This window comes from Caldivirga maquilingensis IC-167 (genome assembly GCF_000018305.1).
GTDB lineage: Archaea > Thermoproteota > Thermoprotei > Thermoproteales > Thermocladiaceae > Caldivirga > Caldivirga maquilingensis.
The window spans coordinates 59,376-80,804 of the sequence record NC_009954.1 but is presented as its reverse complement, the minus strand read 5'-3'; the positions used below and the strand labels follow the sequence as shown (position 1 = coordinate 80,804).

Genomic DNA, 21,429 nt, shown 5'->3' with positions numbered 1-21,429 from the left:
ATAATCAACAGCAAAGCTTTAATTAAACCTAAACCATACTTAATAGTGCTCACTCAAACGCACGTGCAGGTTGGTATTGTTGGGAAGCCTAATGCCGGGAAGTCAACCTTCTTCGCTGCATCAACCTTAATTGATGTTAAGATTGCGCCTTACCCATTCACTACAATTGAACCTAACGTGGGTGTGGGTTATGTTACAATACCATGTGTTTGCAGGGACCTTGGGGTTAAGGACAATCCAAGGAATTCAATATGCATGGATGGGACTAGGTTAATTCCAGTGGAGTTAATTGATGTGGCAGGCCTAGTACCTGGTGCATGGCAGGGTAGGGGTCTTGGCAACCAATTCCTAGACCACCTCAGGAGGGCGCCTGTACTGATTCATGTTGTTGACGCCTCAGGTGGTACTGATGAGGAGGGTAGGATTGTTAAGCCTGGTACTCATGATCCCCTACTTGATGTTAAGTTCCTTGAGAATGAGGTCGACATGTGGATGCTTCAGATAGTTAAGAAGGAGTGGGATAAGGTGGTTAGACAGGTGGAGTACTCTAAGCAGAAGATCGAGGATGTACTCTACAGTATGTTAAGTGGATTAGGCATAACTAGGGCTATTATTGAGGAGGCTTTGACTCAATTATCATTAATTAATAAGCAACCGCATTTATGGGGTGAGGAGGCTATTATGGGTCTTGTAAAGTATATTAGATCCATCGGTAAGCCCATGGTTATTGCAGCCAATAAGGCTGATATACCTGAGGCTGAGGATAACATAAAGAGGATGATTAATGAACTTAAGGGGTATAGGGTAATACCAACTAGTGCTGATGCCGAGTTAGCGTTGAGGAGAGCGGCCAATAAGGGTTTAATAAAGTACATTCCCGGGGATCAAGACTTCACAATAGTAGGTAACCTAATGCCTGAGCAGGTTAAGGCCCTTGAGAGAATTAGGTCAATTATGAGGAAATGGGGTGGAACCGGGGTTGTTAAGGCCCTTAACACAGCGGTGTTTGATGTGTTAGGCATGATAGCTGTTTACCCAGTGGCCGATGAGAAGAGGCTAACTGACACTGAGGGTAGGGTCCTACCTGACGTATACCTGCTTCCCAGGAACGCAACTGTACTTGACTTAGCATCAGCAATACACAGTGATATTGCTAAGAGGGCTATGTTTGCTGTAGATGCCTTAAGTGGTAGGAGGATTGGCCTTAATGAGAGGCTTCAGCATAGATCTATTGTAAGAATTGTGACCACTAGGTGAGGTACTAATTATAGGGCTAAGTGACTGAAATTAAACGTAGTATTATGGTAACTATTCTATCTATTACCTAAATTATTAGGCTGATTAACCGTTAATTCACGTTAATATATTGTTAAATTGATGATAAGGTGTATAAGTAGACTACGGCAATGGGTGTGAAAGTATGAGCAAGGTTCATTCAGCTATACTCGAGTTTGAGAAGATGGTTAAGGATAAGGAATCGTACTTAAAGTTCATTGATGAGTGGGTTAAGTACTCTTGGAAGTGGGCTAGGGAGAGTAAGTACGTTACAGTGTTTAAAATCCAAGCCTCCATACTTCACGCTATTCGAGAATACTTAGATTCCCAGGGTTTCACAGAGGTTCTACCACCAATAATAGGGCCTGTCACCGACCCTGGAATAAGGGGTGCTAAGCAAGCCACAGTGGACTTCTATGGTCATGAGTATAAGGTAATGTCCAGTGCAATACTGTATAAGCAGTATATGGCTGCAGTGCTTGGTAAAGTATACTTCGTGTCCCCAAACATTAGGTTTGAGCCGAATGATAGCGTATTCACTGGTAGGCATCTTGTTGAATTCTTCCAAGTTGACTTAGAGATACTTAACGGTACACTTGATGATGCTATGAATGTTGCCGAGGGTTTATTCATGTATGTTACTAGGTACATTAGGGATGTTCACGGCAAGGACCTTGAGAAAATGGGAAGGGAACTACCGCATTATAAGACCCCCTTCACCCGCTACACTCACGCGGAGGCTGTGGAGCTTGTTAATAAGCTTGGTTGCAGTAACCCAAGGAATACTGAGATACTTTGGGAATGCGAAAAAGTGCTTTCAGCTCACCACGATAGTCCACTCTTCATCTACGAGTACCCTAAGGGATCCAGGGGATTCTATAATAGGGAGGATCCAGGTAAGCCAGGTTACTTAAGGGACTTCGACATGCTTTACCCAGAGGGCTTTGGTGAGGCTATTTCAGGCGGTGAACGTGAGTATGAGCCTGTTAAGGTAATTAGTAGGATAAGGGAGGCTGGGGAGGATCCAAATAAGTACAGGTGGTTCCTTGAAATGCTTAAGGACTTCTACCCATTAAAAACCGCGGGCTTCGGCATAGGTGTTGAGAGGTTCACTAGGTATATTTGCGGCCTTAGGGCTGTTTGGGAGGCTAGACCATACCCTAAGGTAGCTGGTGTAGGACCGGCGCCATAGGTGGTTTAATGTTTGAGTGGTTTGCATTAAAGGTTAGTGAACTTGCCCTCAGGGTGAAGGCAAGCCTAATAATGCTTAGAGGTATTAGCGACTTCATTAATGATTACCCACTGGATGAGATACTGCTTAAGGCAATTAAAGGTAAGGAGGGTGTTTACCCATTTGGTGAATTAGCATCATATGGGGCAGCTCTACTAGGGGCACCTATTAATCGAAGGTCATACCCAAGGTTCCTAACAATAGATGACTTAATCCTTGTTCCACCAGCCTTCACTCCAAAGAGACTTGAGAAGATGGCTGAGTTACTTAGGGAACCTGTATTCACTGATGTTAACCTTGAGACTAACATAGGTGGCTTAAAGTCATCAATGCCCCTTGTAGTGGCGTCAATGGGGTCAACCGACATAGCCAGCAGGTACAGTATAGTGATAGCTAAGGCTGCGGCAAAGGAGGGTATCCCATATGGTATAGGGGAGAATGTACACACTGTTAGGGGGTATGATAAGAGGTTGACTCACGGGCATCCAAGCTTCAAGGAGAGGGTTATGGCGTACTTAACTAATATTGATAAGTACGGTGGCGTCTTCATTCAGCAGAACGTTGAGGATGCGTATGATGAGCATTGGAATAAGGTGTATAGTGATAAGGACCTTGAACCATACATTGATGAAGGTAGGGTTGCCTTCGAAATTAAGGTTGGTCAAGGCGCTAAGCCAGGTTTAGGTGGGGTAATAAAAATGAGGAGGGAGGAGGCTATTAAGGTTAAGGAGAAGTACCACTTCCTGGAGGATCCTGAGAAGACGAGTAGGAAGGAGGTTGAGAGGTATTCAGTACCGGGAACATACACCGCAGACATATTAAGGGGGATGATTAGGTTAATGAAAACGAGTTACCCAAGAGCCAAGGTGTGGGTTAAGGTTGGCCCCTATAGGGATGTACTAGATGTCATTAAGGTTTCCTACGAGGAGGGTGCTGATGCCGTGGTGATTGATGGTAAAGAGGGTGGAACAGGCATGGCTCCCTCAGTGGCCATGAAGGAGTTGGGTTACCCAACCATAGTGGGTTTAATTAAGATTAGGAAGGCTAGGTTAATGGGTATTGATGATAAGGTTAGCCTACTGCTTGCAGGTAGGTTGTTTAACGGCGCCCATATAGCTAAGTCAAGGGCATTAGGGGCATCAGCGATTTACGCTGGTAGGCCATTCATAGTGGCCGCCATGGCTAAGGGTGAGGTTGGTGTTAGGAATTTTATTGAGGCAACCCGCGTGGAGACGCAAATGGTTGTTTCAGCATTAGGCAAGTACGATATTAAGGACCTGGCCCCGGAGGACTTGGCTTCACTTAATAAGGACTTAGCCTCAGCCTTAGGTATACCCTACGTTTACTCAAGCGAGTACTAGGGTGTGTTAACTATAATTAATTTATTGATTATTAATAACTTGCGAATGATTTAAAAAGAGGACACTCAAGAATCCACCAATGTGGTTAAGCGACGAGTTTCCAAGGGACCTAAAAACCCTTAGGGATAGGAAACCACTGGTACATCATTTCATGAACTTCGTTGTAATGAATGATGCAGCCAACGTCACCTTAGCCATAGGTGCATCACCAATAATGGCTCATGCAAAGGAGGAGGTTGAGGAATTAGCCAGTAAGGCTAATGCACTATACATAAACATAGGCACACTAGATGAGTATTGGGTTGAATCAATGATAATTGCAGGCAAGGCAGCTAGTAGAAATAATGTTCCAATACTCCTAGATCCAGTGGGCGCTGGGGCCACTAGGTATAGGACTGAGGTTGTTAAACGCATATTAAGTGAAACTGAGGTATCAGTGGTTAAGGGTAATGGAGGTGAAATGCTAGCCCTAGCCGGTGTAACAGGTGGCGTCAAGGGGGTTGATTCAATAGTCAACGCAACAATGGATACGGCGGTTAAGATTGCTGAGGAATACGGTGTAACAGCAGTGATTACTGGTCCATGGGATTACGTATCAGATGGTGTTAGGAAGGTCATTGTTAAGAATGGTACACCACTACTCCAATACGTAACCGGCTCCGGCTGCATGGTTGGTTCAGTTATAGCAAGCTTCATGGCGATTAACAGGGATTTCGTTAAGGCTTCAGTAGAGGGACTGGTTGCCTTTGAAATAGCTGCTGAGAAGGCTGAGGCTAAGAGTAAGGCACCTGGTACATTTAAACAGTACCTAATTGATGAGTTATTTAACCTAACCGGTGACGATTACGTTAAAATGGCTAAGGTAGAGGTGGTTCAGTGAGATTACCTAAGGGCATATACGGTATAACTGATGACTCATATAATGTTAAGAACCATGTGGATGCAGCCAAGGTGTTCCTAGAGGGGGGTGTGAGGATAATTCAGTATAGGCGTAAGGAGGGTAGCATAAGGCAGATGCTTAATGAGGCTAAGGAGATTAGGAAACTGTGTAATCAATATGGAGCAGTAATGATAGTTGATGATAGGGTTGACATAGCGGTACTCTCTGATGCTGACGGCGTCCACGTGGGTTTGGAGGATGCACCAGTGGATGAGGTTAAGAGGAGGTTTAGTGGAATTATAATCGGGGCAAGCGCAAGCACTGTTGATGAGGCTAAGGAGGGGGAGAAGGCTGGTGCAGATTACTTAGGTGCAGGCTCCATATTCCCAAGCCCCACTAAACCGGACTACAGGATACTTGGACTTGAGGGATTAAGAAGAGTCGTCCAATCCGTTAGTATACCGGTATACGCAATAGGTGGTGTAACCTTAGAATCCATACCAGCCATAAAGGCCACTGGGGCTTGGGGTGCCGCAGTGATTTCAGGAATATTAGCGGCAAAGGATCCCTTGGAAATGGCTAAGAGGTTTGTTAAGGCTTGGGATGAGGCTTAATGACTCCATTACCCAATGCTTAGAAGTGGTGATCCTCATTTAATTCACCTGACTTGAGGGATAAGGTCTTAACTACCTAGATTTTAAGTAAAATTAACTATAGTTTATGTATTTAGGTTGGGTTAAATGACCCAGTTAATGCCCTTTAATGACGCCCTAATAGCCTCTAATGAGTCATTACTTAAGGTAACCTCCTTATTAACCATTGGATGAGTAATCCTAAGTTTAACACTATTGCTTGATTTAATTAAATCATCAAGTCCTTTACCAGTGACCTTAAGGTAATGAATACTCCTTGGTAATGATCCTGGTGCGTAATCCTCAGGATAAATTGGAGTCGCCTCTAATTCAACGTTATTGATTACTAGTTTAATTGACTTCTCAATACCATTGTACTTCGGTAGTAGGTTTCTTAATTCATCGTAATTATTTATGTTTATGAAAACCGTGATAGTTAATTCATTACTTCCCGGCACCATGGGAGCATATGTCTTAACAGCCTCCCTAACAACGTTAATATCATCAACACCCTCTAAGTAAGCCGTCTCCTCTATTTGGAACCAGACTGTTGCCGCATCCTCGAAGAGTACGGTTACCCTTTCATTGATTGGAACATACCTACTCCTCTTATACTCTGAGATAAGCCTGTAAACCTCCTCCCTGATTGATGAGTATTGGGAGGGGGTGTATATTTTTGAAATAAGGTTCATTAATCTACTCTGCATTTAAAATTACCCTCAATTACAGTCTACCTAATGTTTCGTCCTCTACCTCAGTTTTAACTCCAGCTGACTTATAGTACTTCTCAAGTGCCTCATTAAACCTGTTTGCGTGGAATCTCTCAACCTTAGCCACAGCCTCAAGCCACTCAGCAACCTCTAGGAATCCCTCCTCCCTGGCAACCTTAGCGAAAGCCGGGTACATTTGAGTCCACTCGTAGGTTTCACCATATATTGATGCCTTTAAGGCATCTTCAATGGTGTTTATCTCAATCTCAGCCACTGGATCCACACCTAGGTACATTAAGTGACCAAACGCATGCCCGGTTTCAGCATTAGCTGTTTTCTCAAAGACCTCGGCGATATCATTAAGCCCCTTCTGCCTAGCTAGCCTAGCGTAATATAGGTATCTTCTATTTGCCATTGATTCACCTTGGAATGCGGCCTTCAGGTTTTCATACGTTTTCGTACCCTTAGGGATTTTATTCGCCATAACTGGAGTACGGAATAGCAGTTTATAAATATTTCGGGTTAGAAGTATTATTAAACTACTTCCCCTCCATCTTAGAGCAGTCCCCATTAACAATAATGTTTAGGTCCTTAACCTTAATCCCCCTACGCATTAATTCATCCATAATCCAAGTTAAGTCAACATCAATATCAATTATTTGCCCAGTGTTCTCACATATGACGTTTAAATGCGGGTGCTTAGCTATTTCGTACCAGGTCTTACCATTAGCTTCAAAGGACCTTAGAACACCAAGCCTGGTTAATGTGCTTAAAGTATTATAGACAGTAGAGATACTTATACCAGGTTCAATATCCCTTAATTTATCATGAACATGCTCAATAGTGTAGTGCCCACCACTGCTCAGTAACTTAAGTATGGCAATCCTCTGCGGCGTCACCTTCAATCCTCTACTCCGTAGGAGATTTGCCAAGTCTTCACTCATTCAGTGTGGTTTTAACATATAGGGATATAAATATTTCTACCTAGGAATATTTTCCACATAGGCGTTAACTTAAATAATCCAGCTTCACTCAAATTAACCTAAAGTGAGTTACACACTTAAAGGGTGGTGTTAATCAGCAATGTGCTTAATGCGGTTAATGATAACATTTACTCAATACTTGTTGGAGTACAGAGGTTTAGCCTACTTTACGCGACCTTATATATACCATTAGCCTTCAGGGAATCAACATACCTATGGGTTTCATTGAGCTATGCGTCATTAGCCATTGGCGGCTTCATAGGCTACTTATTTGGATTCAAGAAATGGTTCATAATACCCACGATTATATTATCAGTATTAACCATACCGTTTAAACAGGCACTATTACCATTACTTGCCTTCCTGGGTGCACTTCACTCAGTAATAGTGCCGAATGCCTACTCGCTCTTCGGTAATCGTGGTGTTGCTAAATCCTACACGGCATCATCAGTGGCCTACCTGGTGTCGGGTCTAGTTATCTACTTCACGAAGACCCCAATACCACTACTGGTGACAGCATTGTTAACCCTACTCCCACCAATTAACCGTGAGGCTAAGGAGGTTACTAGATACATGGTTAAGTTCGTAGTTAACCTAGACTTCTTAAGTGTTATACCGTATACAATAGTCACGTTCATAGTGGGTGGGTTATACACCGTCTACTTATCAACGATACCGAGCTTCGGTGACTACGGGAGACTGATCCTGGCATTATCCGCTGGTTTAATGGGTGTACTTAGGTGGGTTTCAGACAGATACGTTGATAACGCGTTATGGGTTAGCGTAGCTTTAACCGGTGTAGCCTTCGTGGTTTACACTATTTACCCAAGTATAGTAACTGCATTAATCTTCATTGCACCCTACTCCCTAGTCTACCCATTAGTAACTATGACTGCTGGAAGGGGAAGTAAGGACCCTGTCACCAGTATTAATGCTGCCTTTGCAGGTACCTCAACAGGGGAGTCAATTATGCCATTCTTCTTCCACTACAATAAGTACCTTGTCCTAGCCCTCTCCGCAATACTGGTTCTTCTACCTTTATCCACTAGGCTACAGCGGGAGGGGAGGAGGTTAAGTATTATGGCTAAATAATCTCCAGTAAATCCCTATCGCGCACAATCTCATGAACCACAGTGTACTCGCTTGGTGTACCTATACTGAACCAGGTCTTCGGCCCCACTTCCATAGCCATTACCTTGGCTTTACCTTGTACCATTTGCTTAATGGCATCGGTGAATTCAATGATTGGCCTACCCTCATCCTCAATCTTCCTTAACGTCTCAGTTAATATGCTGTACTTGAATAAGTACACTGCTGTTAAGGCTAAGTTTGACTTAGGTACCTTAGGCTTCTCCTCAATCTCAGTAACCCTGTAGAGGCCTGTTCCCTCCTCAACAAACCCCTGCAGTACACCGTACCTGCTTGGGTCATTAACCCTCCTAACGAATACTAATCCATCAATATTACTATCGGCGGCGAATTTAATGGAATTCATTAGTATTGAGCTTTCATTAATCATGAATCCATCATCAGAATGAACTATAACCCAATCAACATTATTAAGGCACCCTAACCCCCTATATACGGCGTCACCGAAACCCCTTGGTTCATCCTGGATGGTGAAATCTACGTTAAACGTACCCCAAAGCGCCTTAGTGTATTTGACTATTGCATCATCATCGCTCCTCCTGGTTATGCATATTTTACTGCAGCCAACCCTGGTTAGTGTTGTTATTATTAGGTCAAGCATAGGTCTTATATGAGTAATACCATTTATCTTAACGACAAGGGGGAGCAGGGCCTTTGGGAAGATAAGTGTCCAAGGTCCATCCCTAGTACCTAAGCCTGCAGCCGTAACCACAGCACCAATATTCATTCATGGGTTATTAACCCCGCAAAATATAAACTGCACTCACCACAGGTGAGTAAATTCACTTGCAATTAGCTAATACTCACCATGTTACAGGTTAATTCTTAATCAACATAAGGGCTAGTGCTGAATGAAGAGGATTATGCATGGTGAGTAGGATAGGTACCGTATGGTTTAATGCTTACCTTGAACGTTGACGGCTTCCCTTTATTAACTCATCAACGTATATATTCAATGCCGCGAAAATAACCGTTAATACTGATATTACTATTACTGCAAGCATTATGGGGCTCATGTTAGCGCCATAATGATAACCATTGGTTAGTAGCATTATGAACCAGGCTAGGAAACCTACCATGGCTCCAGCGTACACTACATTATAGTACTTTGTTACGGATACTATCACCTTAAGGTAATCCATACTTAACCCATGAACCACAATCTTTTAAACATTACTCACTAAGATTAATCCTAGGATCTATAGGATTCTAGGTTCACCACCTGGATTTAATCATTCCCCCTAAATGCTGGTATTAAAGGAGCATAACTCAATAATGTGTATCTCTTTAATTTATCATAGAGTAATACAGTTACGGGTCTTTAATAGAAAGGGCATTATTACACTATGTTTTAGATTAATTGCCTTGCGGATTCCTGTATCTGTCTCAGTAATCTTTCCCAGCCACCATAAATTGTCCAGCCACCATCAACAGTTATTAACGCGCCGGTCACATATGAGGCTAATTCTGAAGCTAGGAAGACTGCTACATAGGCAACCTCCCTAGCATCACCATACCTACCCATTGGTACCCTACCCTCGATATCCTGCCTAGTGTACTCACCCCTAGCTATATTAACCTCCTGGGCTGAGGACCATATGTAACCGGGAGCTATTGCATTAACCCTAATCCCCAATGGAGCCCACTCCACGGCAAGAACCCTAGTTAATCCAACTAAGCCAGCCTTAGCCGCTGCGTATGCTGCGCGCTTAGGTAAAGCCACTATTGGACCAACCATGGAAGCTATGTTAACTATTGATCCCTTAACCTTCTTAGCCACCATGGTTCTGGCAACTAATTGAGACATGTAGAAGGCACTGAATAAGTCTATTCTAAGTGTCCTCTCCCAGTCATCAATACTTAAGTTGAGGCTGTCACGTATCATGTTTATACCAGCATTATTAACAAGTACATCTATCTTACCGTACTTATCCACGGTCTCGTTGACTATTTTCTCGCAATCCTCATACTTACTTACGTCACCTGCCACACCTATTGCCTCACCGTCACTGACATAATCATTAAGCTTCTTCACCACGGTTTGAACCTCATCAGCACTTCTAGCATTAACCACCACTCTAGAGCCCATTTCCTTAAACAACTTAACTATCTCGTAACCGATCCCTCTAGTGGATCCGGTAACAATCACTACCTTACCCTTTAAGTCTGGGAAGGCTGCCTTATATTGTGTTTCATTACCCATAGGTATCCTTCATGAATCGATGCTAATAAGTTTTGCACCGCATATATAAGAGGCATTAATTAGGTGCGGTGTACTTTTATCAATATAATTACACGCAGTGTAATTAGGGCTTACTCCATTAATCATGATTACTCCCCTAAATGCAACTACCACTGCTTCATGCTGTGTAATTAGTAAGGGTGCATTCACTAACGTAATTAATCCACGTAGAGATTCAGCTATATTCATGTGAATAATGCTTAAATTCGCTACTAAGTAACCAGGGTGATGAGGCAGTACATTTACATTACAGTAATGGTAATAGCCCTAGCAGTGGCCGTATTCTTCGTGTACATGTACCTTACCATGAAGGCTACCTTAGGTACGGTTAATTCAAGGTATAGTAACTTACTTGAATCCTTAACTAATCTTCAACTTATTAATAATAAGTACGGGCAATTACCCATGATTAATGTCTCTGCAATTTACGCCACTGAAGATGGATACGCTATAGTGTTTACGATAAGTAACCCTGAGAATTATACGCAATTCCTATATGACTTAGATATAACAATGCTACCTTACTCTGCCCGTACATATTACGTGGGTACTGTATCAATACCACCCTTAAGCACCATAACATACCCAGTGTTCGTTTACTTCAATAGCACCATATTAGCAGTAAGCACTATATATAATTTCAATCAGGTGGCTGGTGGTTCAGAGACCATTAGAAGCACTGTTATAGGACCTGTGTACTATGCATTAAGTACCTTACCTGGCTCCACAATAACCCTAAGCTACACCCTGGTTAATGGATCAACGCGCACTTACTCATACATAGTCACTAATTTCACCACGCTTCAAAACTCCATTTACGCCTATGCCGCAGCCAGTGATTCATGGCCATCTGAAGTGCTTTTAACCTACCTGGCTCCATTACCCTTCTCTGTAATTGGTTATAGGCTTATTGCACCCAATGGAACAGTATTACTAACATGTACCTCAATTTCGAAAACAGCCTTCCCTAATGGAACCAGTGTCAACTATATTCCCACCCCCATTGGTCAATTATACCTACCCCTCTATAATGCATCAGCAGTAACTACAATACATTACTGGCTAAGCGGCTACTGGGATACATTTGCTTACAATGTCACAGCCGCATGCATGGGTTCCTTCATACTATTCTCAATGCCCCTTATTCATTACCAACTACAAGTAACCTACATTATCAATGGAACACAGGAAACTGCGGTAATTCCAATAACATACACGACTACATCAATGTTAATTTGGAGTTGAATCCTTAATCATTATTATTTGCTTCATAAATCAACATTACGTATCTTAAATCCTCATTATTCGCACTAGAATTGGAGGTATATAATGCAGTTAACCCTAATTCAGCTATTATTGACCTTAAATTAATTAACTTAAAATTATTAACAAATGCCATAGTGTAGATAGTAATCCTAGTGTTCACCAGGTTCATTAAAATACTCCATAAGGATCCTAAGTCAGGAATAAGGCTAGGGGTGAGAATTCTCTCAATTAAACGAATGCATGCTAGGCACCTCATCCCTATTATAACGCTATAGGGGTTAATAAATTTTATTCAATATATAGTCTTATTATTTACTACTGGATTTAGATTTTATTTAAATTAAGCCTCCTCTATGTTTATTTTATATAATTAACACGCAATGATTGTTATGAGGAGTTTAATGCGTTAATCAAGCTGAGGTAATTATCATTAGGGAATCTTAGTGATATGGTGTGTTAATGTTTTAAACCAAGCCTAGGCAGCATCATTAATGATAATTAAGGCGTGTGTAGGTAATTTCAAGGCTATTGGGAATGCATGCGTGGAGTTCAGTGAGGGCTTGAACGTAATTGTCGGTCCCCCTTCCAGTGGGAAGTCATCAATGCTTGAGGCGATTACACTCATAATGCAGTCAAGGGGTGAGGATGCATTAATTATTGAAGGTAGGTTATTAATGATTCATGATGTGGTTGATGTGTTAAGGAACCTGGATACCAGTAGTAGGGTTACTGTTAGCCTAAGGTTCAGTATTGATGATCAGATTTCAAGTTTCCTAAAGGATACTGGCATTAATGCTAATTCAGGGAGCATAACCTATAGTTACAGTTTTATTCACTCCTCAGGTAATGTTGAGCAGGAGGTTTGGCTTAATGATAATCTCTTAGTTACCTTCGGTAGGATTAATGATAAGAACATGATACTTAAGCCTGAAATCATAGACTTATGCATAACCCCATACCACATTATGCATGAAGATGCCTTAGAGACATGCAGTGATCCACCTGATTCAGTTAAGGTGGCTAAGGCCGTCTTATTCTCACTAAGACAGGGATTAAGAGATAGGTTCTTCTTCATAGGGGAGAATAGGTTAGCATGGTGGAAGAGGACCTTTGAAACAACAGTTGACTTACTACCAGATTACTCAGTGGGTGGTGATGCACAGTATACTGTTCACCAATTATCAAGAATGCTCACTGTACCAAGCTATAGGGAGCAGGTTAAGGAAATTCTGAGCGAGATGCAGTCCTTAAATGTTGAGGATGTAACAGCCGGCTTCATAGCACCTAATAGGTTAATGGGTTTCATAAAGGCTAAGGGATCATGGGGGGTACTCTACAATGCTGGGTTAGGGGTAAGGTCAATACTACCGCTTATCGTTCAATTAGTCCTAGCCCCCAGAGGCTCCACTATAATAATTGATGGAGTGGACATAGGGCTTAATGAGGAATCACTGGAAAACGTATTAAGTGCAGTGGGTAAGTATGCTAAATCTAAGGATCTTCAGATAATAGCCTCAAGTAGACTAAGGCCGAGGGTAAATGATGCAAAGGTAATTGAGTTGAATAATCAATGATCAATGTTTTTAATTCCTAATTAACTAATAGATAAATTGCATGTGCATCAATGCGTTCTTACTAGCGTTGATGCTGGGAATTAAGTAATCTCATTAATAATGAATCGGAATAAAATTTATTTAGCCTTTTAGTTGGGGTACGTTAATGAATAGCAAAGTAATAATCATAGTAGCAGTAGTGGTTGCTGTAGTGGCGGTAGTGTTAGTAACATCAATACTAGGTATAATACCTTTAAGAATTCCTGGATTAAGCATAGGTAAGTCACTACCCAGTAATGGTTTTGTTTATGTTATTGGTGCTTATCCTAATGTTCCTACTTTGGTTCGTGATGTTGTTTATGGTTATGGGTTGAGTGGTTTGGGTAGTGGTGAGGGTGTTGGTTCATTAACGCCTAATGCTGTTCAGTATGTTTTGAGGCTTGTTGAGGGTGGTAATGATTATGTGATAACTTACGGTAACCCCAAGGCCCCTGTGTGGCTTATTGAGTTCCTAGACCCAGTCTGCCCATACTGCGCTATATTTGATGTTTATAATTTCAGTCAGATAACGCCATTAATTGAGAGTGGGCGAGTCTACTATATTGCGGTGTACTTCCCCACTCATGCATTAGGCTACTACCAGGCTTATCAACAACAGCCTAATGCCACTGTTCTTCTTCAAGCATTCAATGATAGTGTCGCCTTATGGCTTCAATGGAAGTGCATTAGTAGTGTTAATGCCACTCAAACATTGAGTGCCATAAATGAAACATACATCGCCGACTTCATGTATGGTTTAGTACCCTACGTTGAGTATAATAATCAAGCATACTTAATCTACTACCCAATATTCTCCTACCGCCTACTCAACAGTACATACTACCCAGAATGCAAGGTAACGTTAAATCCCACGCAAGCAGTAAACATGACTAGTAGTGCATGGAGTCAAGTCAATAATATAGCATCATTACTCATACCTAAGAACCTCCAAGGCAGCATAGGAACACCAATGTTCATAATAATGAAAAACCCAAACAACTAACCCACACAAAACACAACACTAAAAACTACGCCGTATAGGCTTCTTCCTTCCCCTTAGCTTCCTCGTAAACATACCTGCCTCCCCTCATGTATGAGAGTACTGCTCCTATCACCACCAGTACTATGGATATGTATAGGGAAATCCTTAAACCCATCATGAATGGTGATCCAAGTACATTCGGTAGGAAGGTGCTTGAATCCAGGACCTTCATTATGCTTGCCGGCAGGTTAGCCGTTAGGGTGCTTGGTAATACTGATGCCGGGTCAATTCCCAGGAATGCGGCGAAGAGTAGGCTTGATGCAGGTATCTTTGAGAGGGAGGATGCTATGTCTGCGGGTAAACCGTAGCTTAACGCCATTTCATGAATCCTAACGGGTACGTATTGGGAGAAGATGCTCATTGCTATTGAGAAAAACATTGCCATACTTATCGTGGAGCCTACGTTACTGAAGGTTTGCCTCATACCATTACCAGCACCCCTATCCTTAGGGTGAAGTGCATTCATTATTGATGTTGTGTTAGGGGAACTGAATAAACCATTACCGAGGCCATTTAGGAATAGTATTAATTCAAATGATGTTAAGTTAAAATTATAAGGCAGGAGAGTGAGTAGGTAGAGTGATGCTGCAATTATTATCATACCCACTGTAGCCACTATCCTGGCACCATACTTATCAGTTAAGGCACCTCCTATTGGCGCCATTATTACCATTCCAATGAGCATTGAAAGCATGTATATGCCTGCCCAAAATGGTGTTTCAGCGTAACTGAAACCATGTAGCGGTAGGTATATGCCTTGAAGCCAGATTGTTAATAGGAACATTAAGGCGCCCCTCGCCAGTGATGAGAGGAATAATGCCATTATGCCGTAGGTGAATGGCCTCACCTTAAATAATGATAGATTAAAGAGGGGCGCCTCCTGCCTAAGCTCTATTGGTATGAAGGCAACCAGCATAATTACCCCGACTATGAATGATAATACTACGTATGGGTTAAGCCACCCCATTTCAGAATTACCATAGGGCATTAATGCATAGGTGAAGCCAAGGGATATTAACACAAGGCCCGCTGCTAGGGTTACGTTACCCCAGTAATCAATCTTCACTTTAATACCACTACTGCTCACCCTCCTTAACTTAAACACTGACCAAAGTGCCCCAGCCACTGCGAATGGTACATTAACTAGGAAGAGTAGGTGCCAGTCATAGTTCGATAATAAGCCGCCAAGTATTATACCTAGGAACGACCCTATTATGAAGGCTGTTTGATTCAACCCTAATGCCTTACCCCTCTCACCTGGTGGGAAGGCATCAGTTAATAATGCGGTACTATTAACCATTAGGAAGCCACCACCCACTGCCTGAATCATCCTAAATACTATAAGTAGTAATGCACCTAAATTACCTGAACCACTCGGTATCACTGAGAGTAAAATAGAAGCTATGGTGAATATTATGAACCCAAGCGTGTAAAGTCTAGTCCTACCATATAGGTCTGAGATTCTTCCAAAGGTTACGAGGACACTTGCCAGCACTATACTATACCCCATTAACACCCAAAGCAGATAATCAAACTCCCCGGGTAGGAATGGATTAATGTTCAACCCCCTGAAGATTGTTGGTAGGGAGATGAGGACTATGTACATGTTTATTGATGACATTATGACTCCTAGAGTTGTATTAGTTAATACAACCCACTTGTACTCCATTAGGGTCCAGTAAATATTTATGCAACAGAGACCCTTAAAAAAGTAACCATATCACATAATGTAAAAGGAGGGTATTGCGCCACATGGATTACTAACGCGTTCTACAGCTGATGATTAATGGACTTAAGAGTAAATTAACCATGCATAAGTCAGCGTTTCAAGCTGCTGCTCCTCAATATTAATTACCCATTTAAGTGGAGGCTTAATTATCTTTAAAATTAGGTTTTAGGTACGGTTTATAAACTGGCCTGGGTGTTAATCAAGTGGAGGGGAATGATATTGAGAAGTTCATATCAATGGTACTGAGTAGGGTTTACCAATACCTAGTTAACCACCGGGACGTTGTAAGCCCAGGTTCAGTGAGGAGTTATGAGTATGCGCTTAGGGACATTGTGGCTAACATACTTATTAGTGGTGGTGGGAATATTGAAGAGAGGTTAATTAGAGTTGGTGTTGAGAATCTTTACACATCAGTTAATGTTAACAATGGTGCGGATAAGCGTGAAATCCTTGAGGAGGCGTTTAAGTATGCCTTATCTCTCGTTAATGACTTGAATATGCGTAATGATGATGAAATAAACACTGATGAAGAGGGATTAGTTAAGGGTAATGTAGGTAAGTCACAGTTAAGTCCTAATAATGATAGTAAGGATGGTGGAACCGGGCAATTAATCAACCAGGAATTAGGTACAGGTAATGAGTCAAGTGATGATGTGGCTAACGTCATATATGATGTTTTCTACGGTAGTGTAGGTACCATGAATTTCATTAACCTGGCTCAATTACTTAACATGTTCGTGAACCCAATGGCGCACATTACTGAGAAGGTTAAGGTGCTTAGGAAGTTGGCGAGATACTTAGCTAGTTATGGGTTACTTCCACATCAGGGTAAGGGTGGTTCAAGGGTCTTTAAGGCTCTTGATAATGTGGCCCGTGAACCCACTATAGGTAATGCACTTAGGGTCTCCAGGTTCACTGAGCATTCTAATTACCCAACCTACATAACGGGGGTTAGGGAATATAGGATTGGTGACCCAGCTTATAGGATTGACTTGGATAAGACTTCAATGAATATGGTTAGGAAGACATTCCTCAATAAGCCAATGAGTACAAGGGATATTGTGGTTAGGGAGTACGCGGATGTTAAGTTAATGGATATTGTACTCTGTCTTGATACCTCAGGAAGCATGAAGGAGTTCAGTGGGGCTTACATGAAGATGGACATAGCCAAGGAGGCTATTGTAAAGTACATAAGGTACTTATCTAGGACTAATGATAGGTTATCAATGGTGTTATTCAATTTTAGGGCCGACATACTATGGGGTCCTCATTCAGTTAAGAAGTACATTAATGAAATGGAGGAGATGAGCAGGTACATTTACCCAGGTGGTGGTACTAACATAGCTAATGCCCTTGAGAAGGCTAGGATTATTTTAAGTAAGTCTAATTACCCTAATAAACACATAATATGTATTACTGATGGTAGGACTGTTAACGCAAGTAGTTGCATTAAGGAGGCTGTGAAGTTGAGACGCATGGGTGTGACATTATCAACAGTAGCTGTGGGTGATAATAGTGACTTTGACCTACTCATGAGGTTATCTAAGATTGGTAATGGCTTATTCATAAAGATAAACGACATATCAAACCTCGATAAGGCTCTAATAATGGATAAGTTGGGTCTATAATTAACTAAAACTTTAAACCAAGCTTCAGCTAACTCACCCTACTCACTAAGTTTATATGCCTCCCACGGACAGTAACCGTGCTTATGCTTACAGATAACCTACTGCGTAAATGCTGTGTGGAGGTTGGTATAGTGACCAGTGGATCCACTACTGTTTATGCACCGATTCAATTCTATAAAAGGGCTGAGGGCTACGCCGTGGAAGAGCAGTTAGCTGTGATTAAGGATGATAGTATTCATGAGGGGTTATTCTTCGGTGTAATAAGGAGGGTCACTAAGCTTGAACCAATAGTTAAGGATAGGGTTAGGAACCCATTCATAGATAGGCCGGAGATAATGGATCCATCATTACTAATGCCCTATACGTCAGCGATAGTTAGGTTCTACGGTATGCTTAATGTTCATAAGAATACAATGGATGAGGTAACTCAAGTTGTTACACCTGGTTCTAAGGTTTACGTGATTAAGGATGGTTCATTTCTAGGTAATTTCATTAAGGCTAATGGTAAGGTAATCATTGGTTCACATAAGTATAGTGGATGGGAGGTGCCGCTTGATCCAACGTACGTTCAATACCATATTGGTGTTTTTGGGGCAACCGGTATGGGTAAGTCAAGGCTCATTAGGGGTTTAATTGATGAGTTAATTAAAAGTGAGTATAGGATTATTGTATTTGATCATAGCGGTGTGGATTACACTACGTATTATAAGGATTACACAGTGGGGTCTAAGGTAATATCAATAAGCCCACCCACAATAGCCTCAGTCCTAGCGTCGAAGGCTAAGTTACCTTGGCAAAGCTACGGTGAGTACCTTGATGTTGCGGTGTTAACGTATGTAATGGGGGATAATGATAAGGGGGGTTTAATGAATAGGAAGTTTGAGAAGTGGAATAAGCAGGAATTCCTAAGGCACCTTAGGCAAAGCATGAGTAAAATGAGTGCCAGGGAGGCTACGGTTCATAAGGCAAGCCTCTTCATAGATTACTTCGTTGATGATGAGTTCTTCGAGGAGTTGAATAAGAGGTCGGTGAAGCCCAGTGATGTGGTTAGGAATTCCCTTGAACGTGGATTAACGGTAATCGATATGAGTCAAGACACTGACTTAGTTGTTAAACAGGCAATTGTTGCTGATGTTATAAGTGAGGCATGGGACATGGTTAAGCGCGGTGAAATCAATGTACCAGCTAGGTTAGTCTTCATAATTGATGAGGCCCAGAATTACGTGCCTGAGGACTCATGGACAATATGCAAGGATCCAATAGAGACAACATCAAGGGAGGGTAGAAAATGGGGACTCAGCCTAATACTAGCTAGTCAAAGAATGGCTAGGGATATCGCCGCCAATGTCAGGGCTAATATTGGTACAGTGTTCTTCAGTAGATTACCGACGCAGGGTGATTTAAGGGAATTAGGTGGCTACATGGATTTAGCTGATGTTAATGACTCAGTATTAACACAGTTAAGTGTTAGGGAATTCTTCGTAACAGGTCTAATGAATCCATTACGGAAACCATTGTTAATTAAGGTTAAGGAGGTGAGGTGAATTGTTTAATAATGAAGACCTCACCATAGACCTCTGGGTTGATCCACCCCTACTTAATGCATTATTTGAGGACGCTAAGAGTATTGCTAATAGGCTTAACTTAACCTCAGTTATGAATGAGGTTAATGAACTTAAGGCCAAGGTCTCAGGTAGAATAGGCCCAATACCCAATATTAGTGGAAGCAGGTACTTCGCATACGCCGTAGATTCAAGTTTCCCACCGTCACCACTTGAGTTAGTTGGAGGTGTCTTAACGGTAATAGCCTATGGTTATGTTGGCCAGGTTGGAGGTAAGTCAGATAGGTATGTTACAGGTGACATACTTTACGAGGACACTAGTGAAATCAGTAGGTCAATTGAAATACTGTCAAAGATAAGGGAAAGGGAAATGGTGATTAAACTACTTAAGGATAAGATGCAGGGTAGGAAGAACATAGACTTAGTAATACTTGATGGGGAGATTTACATTCACCCATTACCGTATAATCTACCCGCCTATGAGGGTGTTAGGAGGAGGGTTGAGGATGTATTAGAGAGAATGCTTAACCTTGCTGAAAAAACCAGAACAACCATAATTGGTGTCGTTAAGAGGGTTAGATCAAGGTACCTTTCCATTTACACTGGCCACTGCTTATCAACAAATGATAAACTCATGGCTAGCCTACTCCTCAATAAGGGTGAGTACATTAGCCTAGGTAATTACGGTAATTTACTGCCGCAGTGGCTTCAAGTTAATTACATGGATTGCGAGATTAAGAGGGGTATGAGTAGGGAGGAGGCTGAACGGAGACTCAGTGAGGGTGTTGAGAATTTGAAGAGGGTTTTCAGTGGAGATGGGGGAAGGTTAAGTGGAATACCTAAGATAGCGAACACGGAACTCATATTCTACAAGGCCCCAATAACTGCTGTTGCAACTAAACTAGAGGTACTTGACCTAGGTGGAATAGGTGCACCTAACATTGTTGGGTACTTATCATCACAGACAACTAACACAGGTTACCCGTATTTACTCGATTTAGTGGATACATATGTTAGGGTTGATTCCCGGTTACTTGACTATGTTAAATCACTTTTAACTAAGTACGCTGGGTTAAGTACAAGTAATGATAATGTCAGGGAATTAATTAATACGCTTCTTCAATTAACGAATCCCCAGAAGGCTTACCTTTATAGGCAGATGGAGGGTTAATGAAATTCAATGATATCAATGACTAGTGCCCGCAGGCTTATTCAGTATTCACTGCAGCTCATGCACCACTGCATATATTAAGGGGTACTACTTAATGAGTGTGATGCGTAGTGCGTTGGCTTGGATTCTGGTGACTGTGATTGCCTTAATTATCGCATTAATCATAGTTTACATACCCACCCATAGGTATAATGATGAATGCAGTAGGCTTATTAACACCCTTGAGTACACAATGCTTAAGGTTATTAATGCATTAAACTACAGTGAACCATATAATGGATGCGTCAACGGCTGTACCTCAAGATTCTATGATGCTTATCAACTACTTAAAAATAATGCCAGCGTATTAATTAATGAACTAGCTAAGGCTAAGTGCAGCGGCGTTAATGTAAGTCAGTTAAGCACGTACATTAATTATGCGTTAGGAAATTTAACTGAGTATAATTCAGCTAATCCATTAAGTGGAGTTGATAATGCTCTGAATAACAGTGTTGCCGCGTATAGATTACTGAAGGGTAGTGGTTGACGGAAAAAGGCTTATTAAATACTAGGCATGGGGGAATTCATGGCTAATGATGTTGACAAAGACCCTGAATTAGATAAGCTACTTGAAAGGAAGGCTAGGGAAATGATTAAGAACGTTAACAATACTGGTGGTGTAGTGGAGTTGAATCGCAGTAACTTTGATGAATTCATTAAGACTCATGAAGTTGCTGTAGTTGACTTCTGGGCCACCTGGTGCGCCCCCTGCTTCATGCTTGAGCCAATAATAAAGAGACTGGCTGCTGAGATGCCTAATGTGGGTTTCGGTAGACTTAATACTGAAGAGGAACCTGAAATTGCGGCTAAATACTACGTTATGAGTCTACCAACAGTCATAATTTTCAAGAACGGTGAACCAATCGACCAGGTAATAGGTGTGGTGCCTAAGAAGATTCTTCAAGATAGGATTAAGGCTTACCTCAATGACTAGGTG

21 protein-coding genes are annotated in these 21,429 nt (G+C 41.7%); 14 read left to right on the top strand and 7 right to left on the bottom strand.

What is annotated here, in order from left to right:
* The first annotated feature begins 45 nt into the window (after positions 1–45).
* From CMAQ_RS00335 to thiE, 5 genes are all read left to right on the top strand, one after another.
* Complete coding sequence (locus CMAQ_RS00335; protein ID WP_048062560.1) at positions 46–1,257, top strand: redox-regulated ATPase YchF; 1,212 nt, start codon at positions 46–48, stop codon at positions 1,255–1,257.
* Between the two features lie 163 nt (positions 1,258–1,420).
* Positions 1,421–2,467: an asparagine synthetase A gene (locus tag CMAQ_RS00330; protein ID WP_012185138.1), complete on the top strand. Its 1,047-nt coding sequence runs from the start codon at positions 1,421–1,423 to the stop codon at positions 2,465–2,467.
* Between the two features lie 8 nt (positions 2,468–2,475).
* The gene (locus tag CMAQ_RS00325; protein ID WP_012185137.1) at positions 2,476–3,867 is read left to right on the top strand and encodes a glutamate synthase-related protein; all 1,392 of its coding nucleotides are present in this window, start codon (positions 2,476–2,478) and stop codon (positions 3,865–3,867) included.
* Between the two features lie 79 nt (positions 3,868–3,946).
* Positions 3,947–4,747: a hydroxyethylthiazole kinase gene (thiM, locus tag CMAQ_RS00320; protein WP_012185136.1), complete on the top strand. Its 801-nt coding sequence runs from the start codon at positions 3,947–3,949 to the stop codon at positions 4,745–4,747.
* Positions 4,744–5,361: a thiamine phosphate synthase gene (gene thiE / locus CMAQ_RS00315; protein WP_012185135.1), complete on the top strand. Its 618-nt coding sequence runs from the start codon at positions 4,744–4,746 to the stop codon at positions 5,359–5,361. Before thiM ends, thiE begins: the two co-directional genes overlap by 4 nt.
* 122 nt (positions 5,362–5,483) lie before the next feature.
* Here the strand turns inward: thiE and CMAQ_RS00310 are convergent, their stop codons facing one another.
* Genes CMAQ_RS00310 through CMAQ_RS00300 form a run of 3 tightly spaced genes read right to left on the bottom strand, consistent with a single transcriptional unit; the run spans position 5,484 to position 7,033 of the window.
* Positions 5,484–6,086 (bottom strand): DUF3501 family protein, encoded by a 603-nt coding sequence (locus CMAQ_RS00310; RefSeq protein ID WP_012185134.1) that lies wholly within the window; start codon positions 6,084–6,086, stop codon positions 5,484–5,486.
* 16 nt (positions 6,087–6,102) lie between these two features.
* Complete coding sequence (locus CMAQ_RS00305; protein ID WP_012185133.1) at positions 6,103–6,573, bottom strand: rubrerythrin family protein; 471 nt, start codon at positions 6,571–6,573, stop codon at positions 6,103–6,105.
* A gap of 55 nt (positions 6,574–6,628) precedes the next feature.
* Entirely contained in the window at positions 6,629–7,033 is a 405-nt protein-coding gene (locus tag CMAQ_RS00300; RefSeq protein ID WP_012185132.1) for a Fur family transcriptional regulator, read from the bottom strand.
* A 141-nt stretch (positions 7,034–7,174) separates the two neighbouring features.
* Between CMAQ_RS00300 and CMAQ_RS00295 the strand changes: the two genes are divergently transcribed.
* Entirely contained in the window at positions 7,175–8,164 is a 990-nt protein-coding gene (locus CMAQ_RS00295) for a hypothetical protein (protein WP_012185131.1), read from the top strand.
* Here the strand turns inward: CMAQ_RS00295 and CMAQ_RS00290 are convergent.
* The 3 genes from CMAQ_RS00290 to CMAQ_RS00280 form a co-directional block, all read right to left on the bottom strand.
* The gene (locus CMAQ_RS00290; protein WP_012185130.1) at positions 8,157–8,948 is read right to left on the bottom strand and encodes a nucleotidyltransferase family protein; all 792 of its coding nucleotides are present in this window, start codon (positions 8,946–8,948) and stop codon (positions 8,157–8,159) included. The genes CMAQ_RS00295 and CMAQ_RS00290 overlap by 8 nt on opposite strands.
* Positions 8,949–9,123: 175 nt before the next feature.
* Positions 9,124–9,363 (bottom strand): hypothetical protein, encoded by a 240-nt coding sequence (locus tag CMAQ_RS00285; RefSeq protein WP_012185129.1) that lies wholly within the window; start codon positions 9,361–9,363, stop codon positions 9,124–9,126.
* Between the two features lie 209 nt (positions 9,364–9,572).
* A complete protein-coding gene (locus CMAQ_RS00280) occupies positions 9,573–10,424 on the bottom strand; it encodes an SDR family NAD(P)-dependent oxidoreductase (protein ID WP_012185128.1) in 852 nt (283 codons plus the stop codon).
* Between the two features lie 267 nt (positions 10,425–10,691).
* Here CMAQ_RS00280 and CMAQ_RS00270 point away from each other — a divergent pair, with 267 nt between their 5' ends.
* The 3 genes from CMAQ_RS00270 to CMAQ_RS00255 all read left to right on the top strand — a co-directional run bounded on the left by CMAQ_RS00270 (position 10,692) and on the right by CMAQ_RS00255 (position 14,324).
* Positions 10,692–11,708, top strand: coding sequence for a hypothetical protein (locus tag CMAQ_RS00270; protein WP_012185127.1), 1,017 nt, complete (start codon positions 10,692–10,694; stop codon positions 11,706–11,708).
* Between the two features lie 512 nt (positions 11,709–12,220).
* A complete protein-coding gene (locus CMAQ_RS00260) occupies positions 12,221–13,303 on the top strand; it encodes an AAA family ATPase (protein WP_048062558.1) in 1,083 nt (360 codons plus the stop codon).
* Between the two features lie 145 nt (positions 13,304–13,448).
* The gene (locus tag CMAQ_RS00255) at positions 13,449–14,324 is read left to right on the top strand and encodes a thioredoxin domain-containing protein (protein WP_012185124.1); all 876 of its coding nucleotides are present in this window, start codon (positions 13,449–13,451) and stop codon (positions 14,322–14,324) included.
* Positions 14,325–14,349: 25 nt separating this feature from the next.
* Here CMAQ_RS00255 and CMAQ_RS00250 read toward each other — a convergent pair whose 3' ends face one another.
* The gene (locus tag CMAQ_RS00250; protein ID WP_012185123.1) at positions 14,350–16,032 is read right to left on the bottom strand and encodes an MFS transporter; all 1,683 of its coding nucleotides are present in this window, start codon (positions 16,030–16,032) and stop codon (positions 14,350–14,352) included.
* Between the two features lie 263 nt (positions 16,033–16,295).
* Between CMAQ_RS00250 and CMAQ_RS00245 the strand changes: the two genes are divergently transcribed.
* The 5 genes from CMAQ_RS00245 to trxA all read left to right on the top strand — a co-directional run bounded on the left by CMAQ_RS00245 (position 16,296) and on the right by trxA (position 21,426).
* Positions 16,296–17,720 (top strand): VWA domain-containing protein, encoded by a 1,425-nt coding sequence (locus CMAQ_RS00245; RefSeq protein ID WP_012185122.1) that lies wholly within the window; start codon positions 16,296–16,298, stop codon positions 17,718–17,720.
* 83 nt (positions 17,721–17,803) lie between these two features.
* Complete coding sequence (locus tag CMAQ_RS00240; RefSeq protein WP_012185121.1) at positions 17,804–19,264, top strand: ATP-binding protein; 1,461 nt, start codon at positions 17,804–17,806, stop codon at positions 19,262–19,264.
* A 1-nt stretch (position 19,265) separates the two neighbouring features.
* A complete protein-coding gene (locus CMAQ_RS00235; protein WP_012185120.1) occupies positions 19,266–20,453 on the top strand; it encodes a DNA double-strand break repair nuclease NurA in 1,188 nt (395 codons plus the stop codon).
* 94 nt (positions 20,454–20,547) lie between these two features.
* On the top strand, positions 20,548–20,979 hold the full coding sequence (locus tag CMAQ_RS00230) for a hypothetical protein (protein WP_012185119.1): 432 nt from the start codon (positions 20,548–20,550) through the stop codon (positions 20,977–20,979).
* 39 nt (positions 20,980–21,018) lie between these two features.
* Positions 21,019–21,426, top strand: a complete 408-nt coding sequence (gene trxA / locus CMAQ_RS00225) for a thioredoxin (RefSeq protein WP_156769793.1) — start codon at positions 21,019–21,021, stop codon at positions 21,424–21,426.
* Positions 21,427–21,429: the final 3 nt, after the last annotated feature.

Bases quoted from the DNA above. Each gene is read 5' to 3' on its own strand.
- CMAQ_RS00240 (WP_012185121.1), top strand. From the start codon at position 17,804: ATGCTTACAGATAACCTACTGCGTAAATGCTGTGTGGAGGTTGGTATA.
- CMAQ_RS00310 (WP_012185134.1), bottom strand. From the start codon at position 6,086: ATGCAGAGTAGATTAATGAACCTTATTTCAAAAATATACACCCCCTCC.
- CMAQ_RS00285 (WP_012185129.1), bottom strand. From the start codon at position 9,363: ATGGATTACCTTAAGGTGATAGTATCCGTAACAAAGTACTATAATGTA.
- CMAQ_RS00280 (WP_012185128.1), bottom strand. From the start codon at position 10,424: ATGGGTAATGAAACACAATATAAGGCAGCCTTCCCAGACTTAAAGGGT.
- trxA (WP_156769793.1), top strand. From the start codon at position 21,019: ATGGCTAATGATGTTGACAAAGACCCTGAATTAGATAAGCTACTTGAA.
- CMAQ_RS00270 (WP_012185127.1), top strand. From the start codon at position 10,692: ATGAGGCAGTACATTTACATTACAGTAATGGTAATAGCCCTAGCAGTG.
- CMAQ_RS00305 (WP_012185133.1), bottom strand. From the start codon at position 6,573: ATGGCGAATAAAATCCCTAAGGGTACGAAAACGTATGAAAACCTGAAG.
- thiM (WP_012185136.1), top strand. From the start codon at position 3,947: ATGTGGTTAAGCGACGAGTTTCCAAGGGACCTAAAAACCCTTAGGGAT.
- CMAQ_RS00260 (WP_048062558.1), top strand. From the start codon at position 12,221: ATGATAATTAAGGCGTGTGTAGGTAATTTCAAGGCTATTGGGAATGCA.
- CMAQ_RS00300 (WP_012185132.1), bottom strand. From the start codon at position 7,033: ATGAGTGAAGACTTGGCAAATCTCCTACGGAGTAGAGGATTGAAGGTG.
- CMAQ_RS00255 (WP_012185124.1), top strand. From the start codon at position 13,449: ATGAATAGCAAAGTAATAATCATAGTAGCAGTAGTGGTTGCTGTAGTG.
- CMAQ_RS00325 (WP_012185137.1), top strand. From the start codon at position 2,476: ATGTTTGAGTGGTTTGCATTAAAGGTTAGTGAACTTGCCCTCAGGGTG.
- CMAQ_RS00330 (WP_012185138.1), top strand. From the start codon at position 1,421: ATGAGCAAGGTTCATTCAGCTATACTCGAGTTTGAGAAGATGGTTAAG.
- CMAQ_RS00290 (WP_012185130.1), bottom strand. From the start codon at position 8,948: ATGAATATTGGTGCTGTGGTTACGGCTGCAGGCTTAGGTACTAGGGAT.
- CMAQ_RS00250 (WP_012185123.1), bottom strand. From the start codon at position 16,032: ATGGAGTACAAGTGGGTTGTATTAACTAATACAACTCTAGGAGTCATA.
- CMAQ_RS00230 (WP_012185119.1), top strand. From the start codon at position 20,548: ATGAGTGTGATGCGTAGTGCGTTGGCTTGGATTCTGGTGACTGTGATT.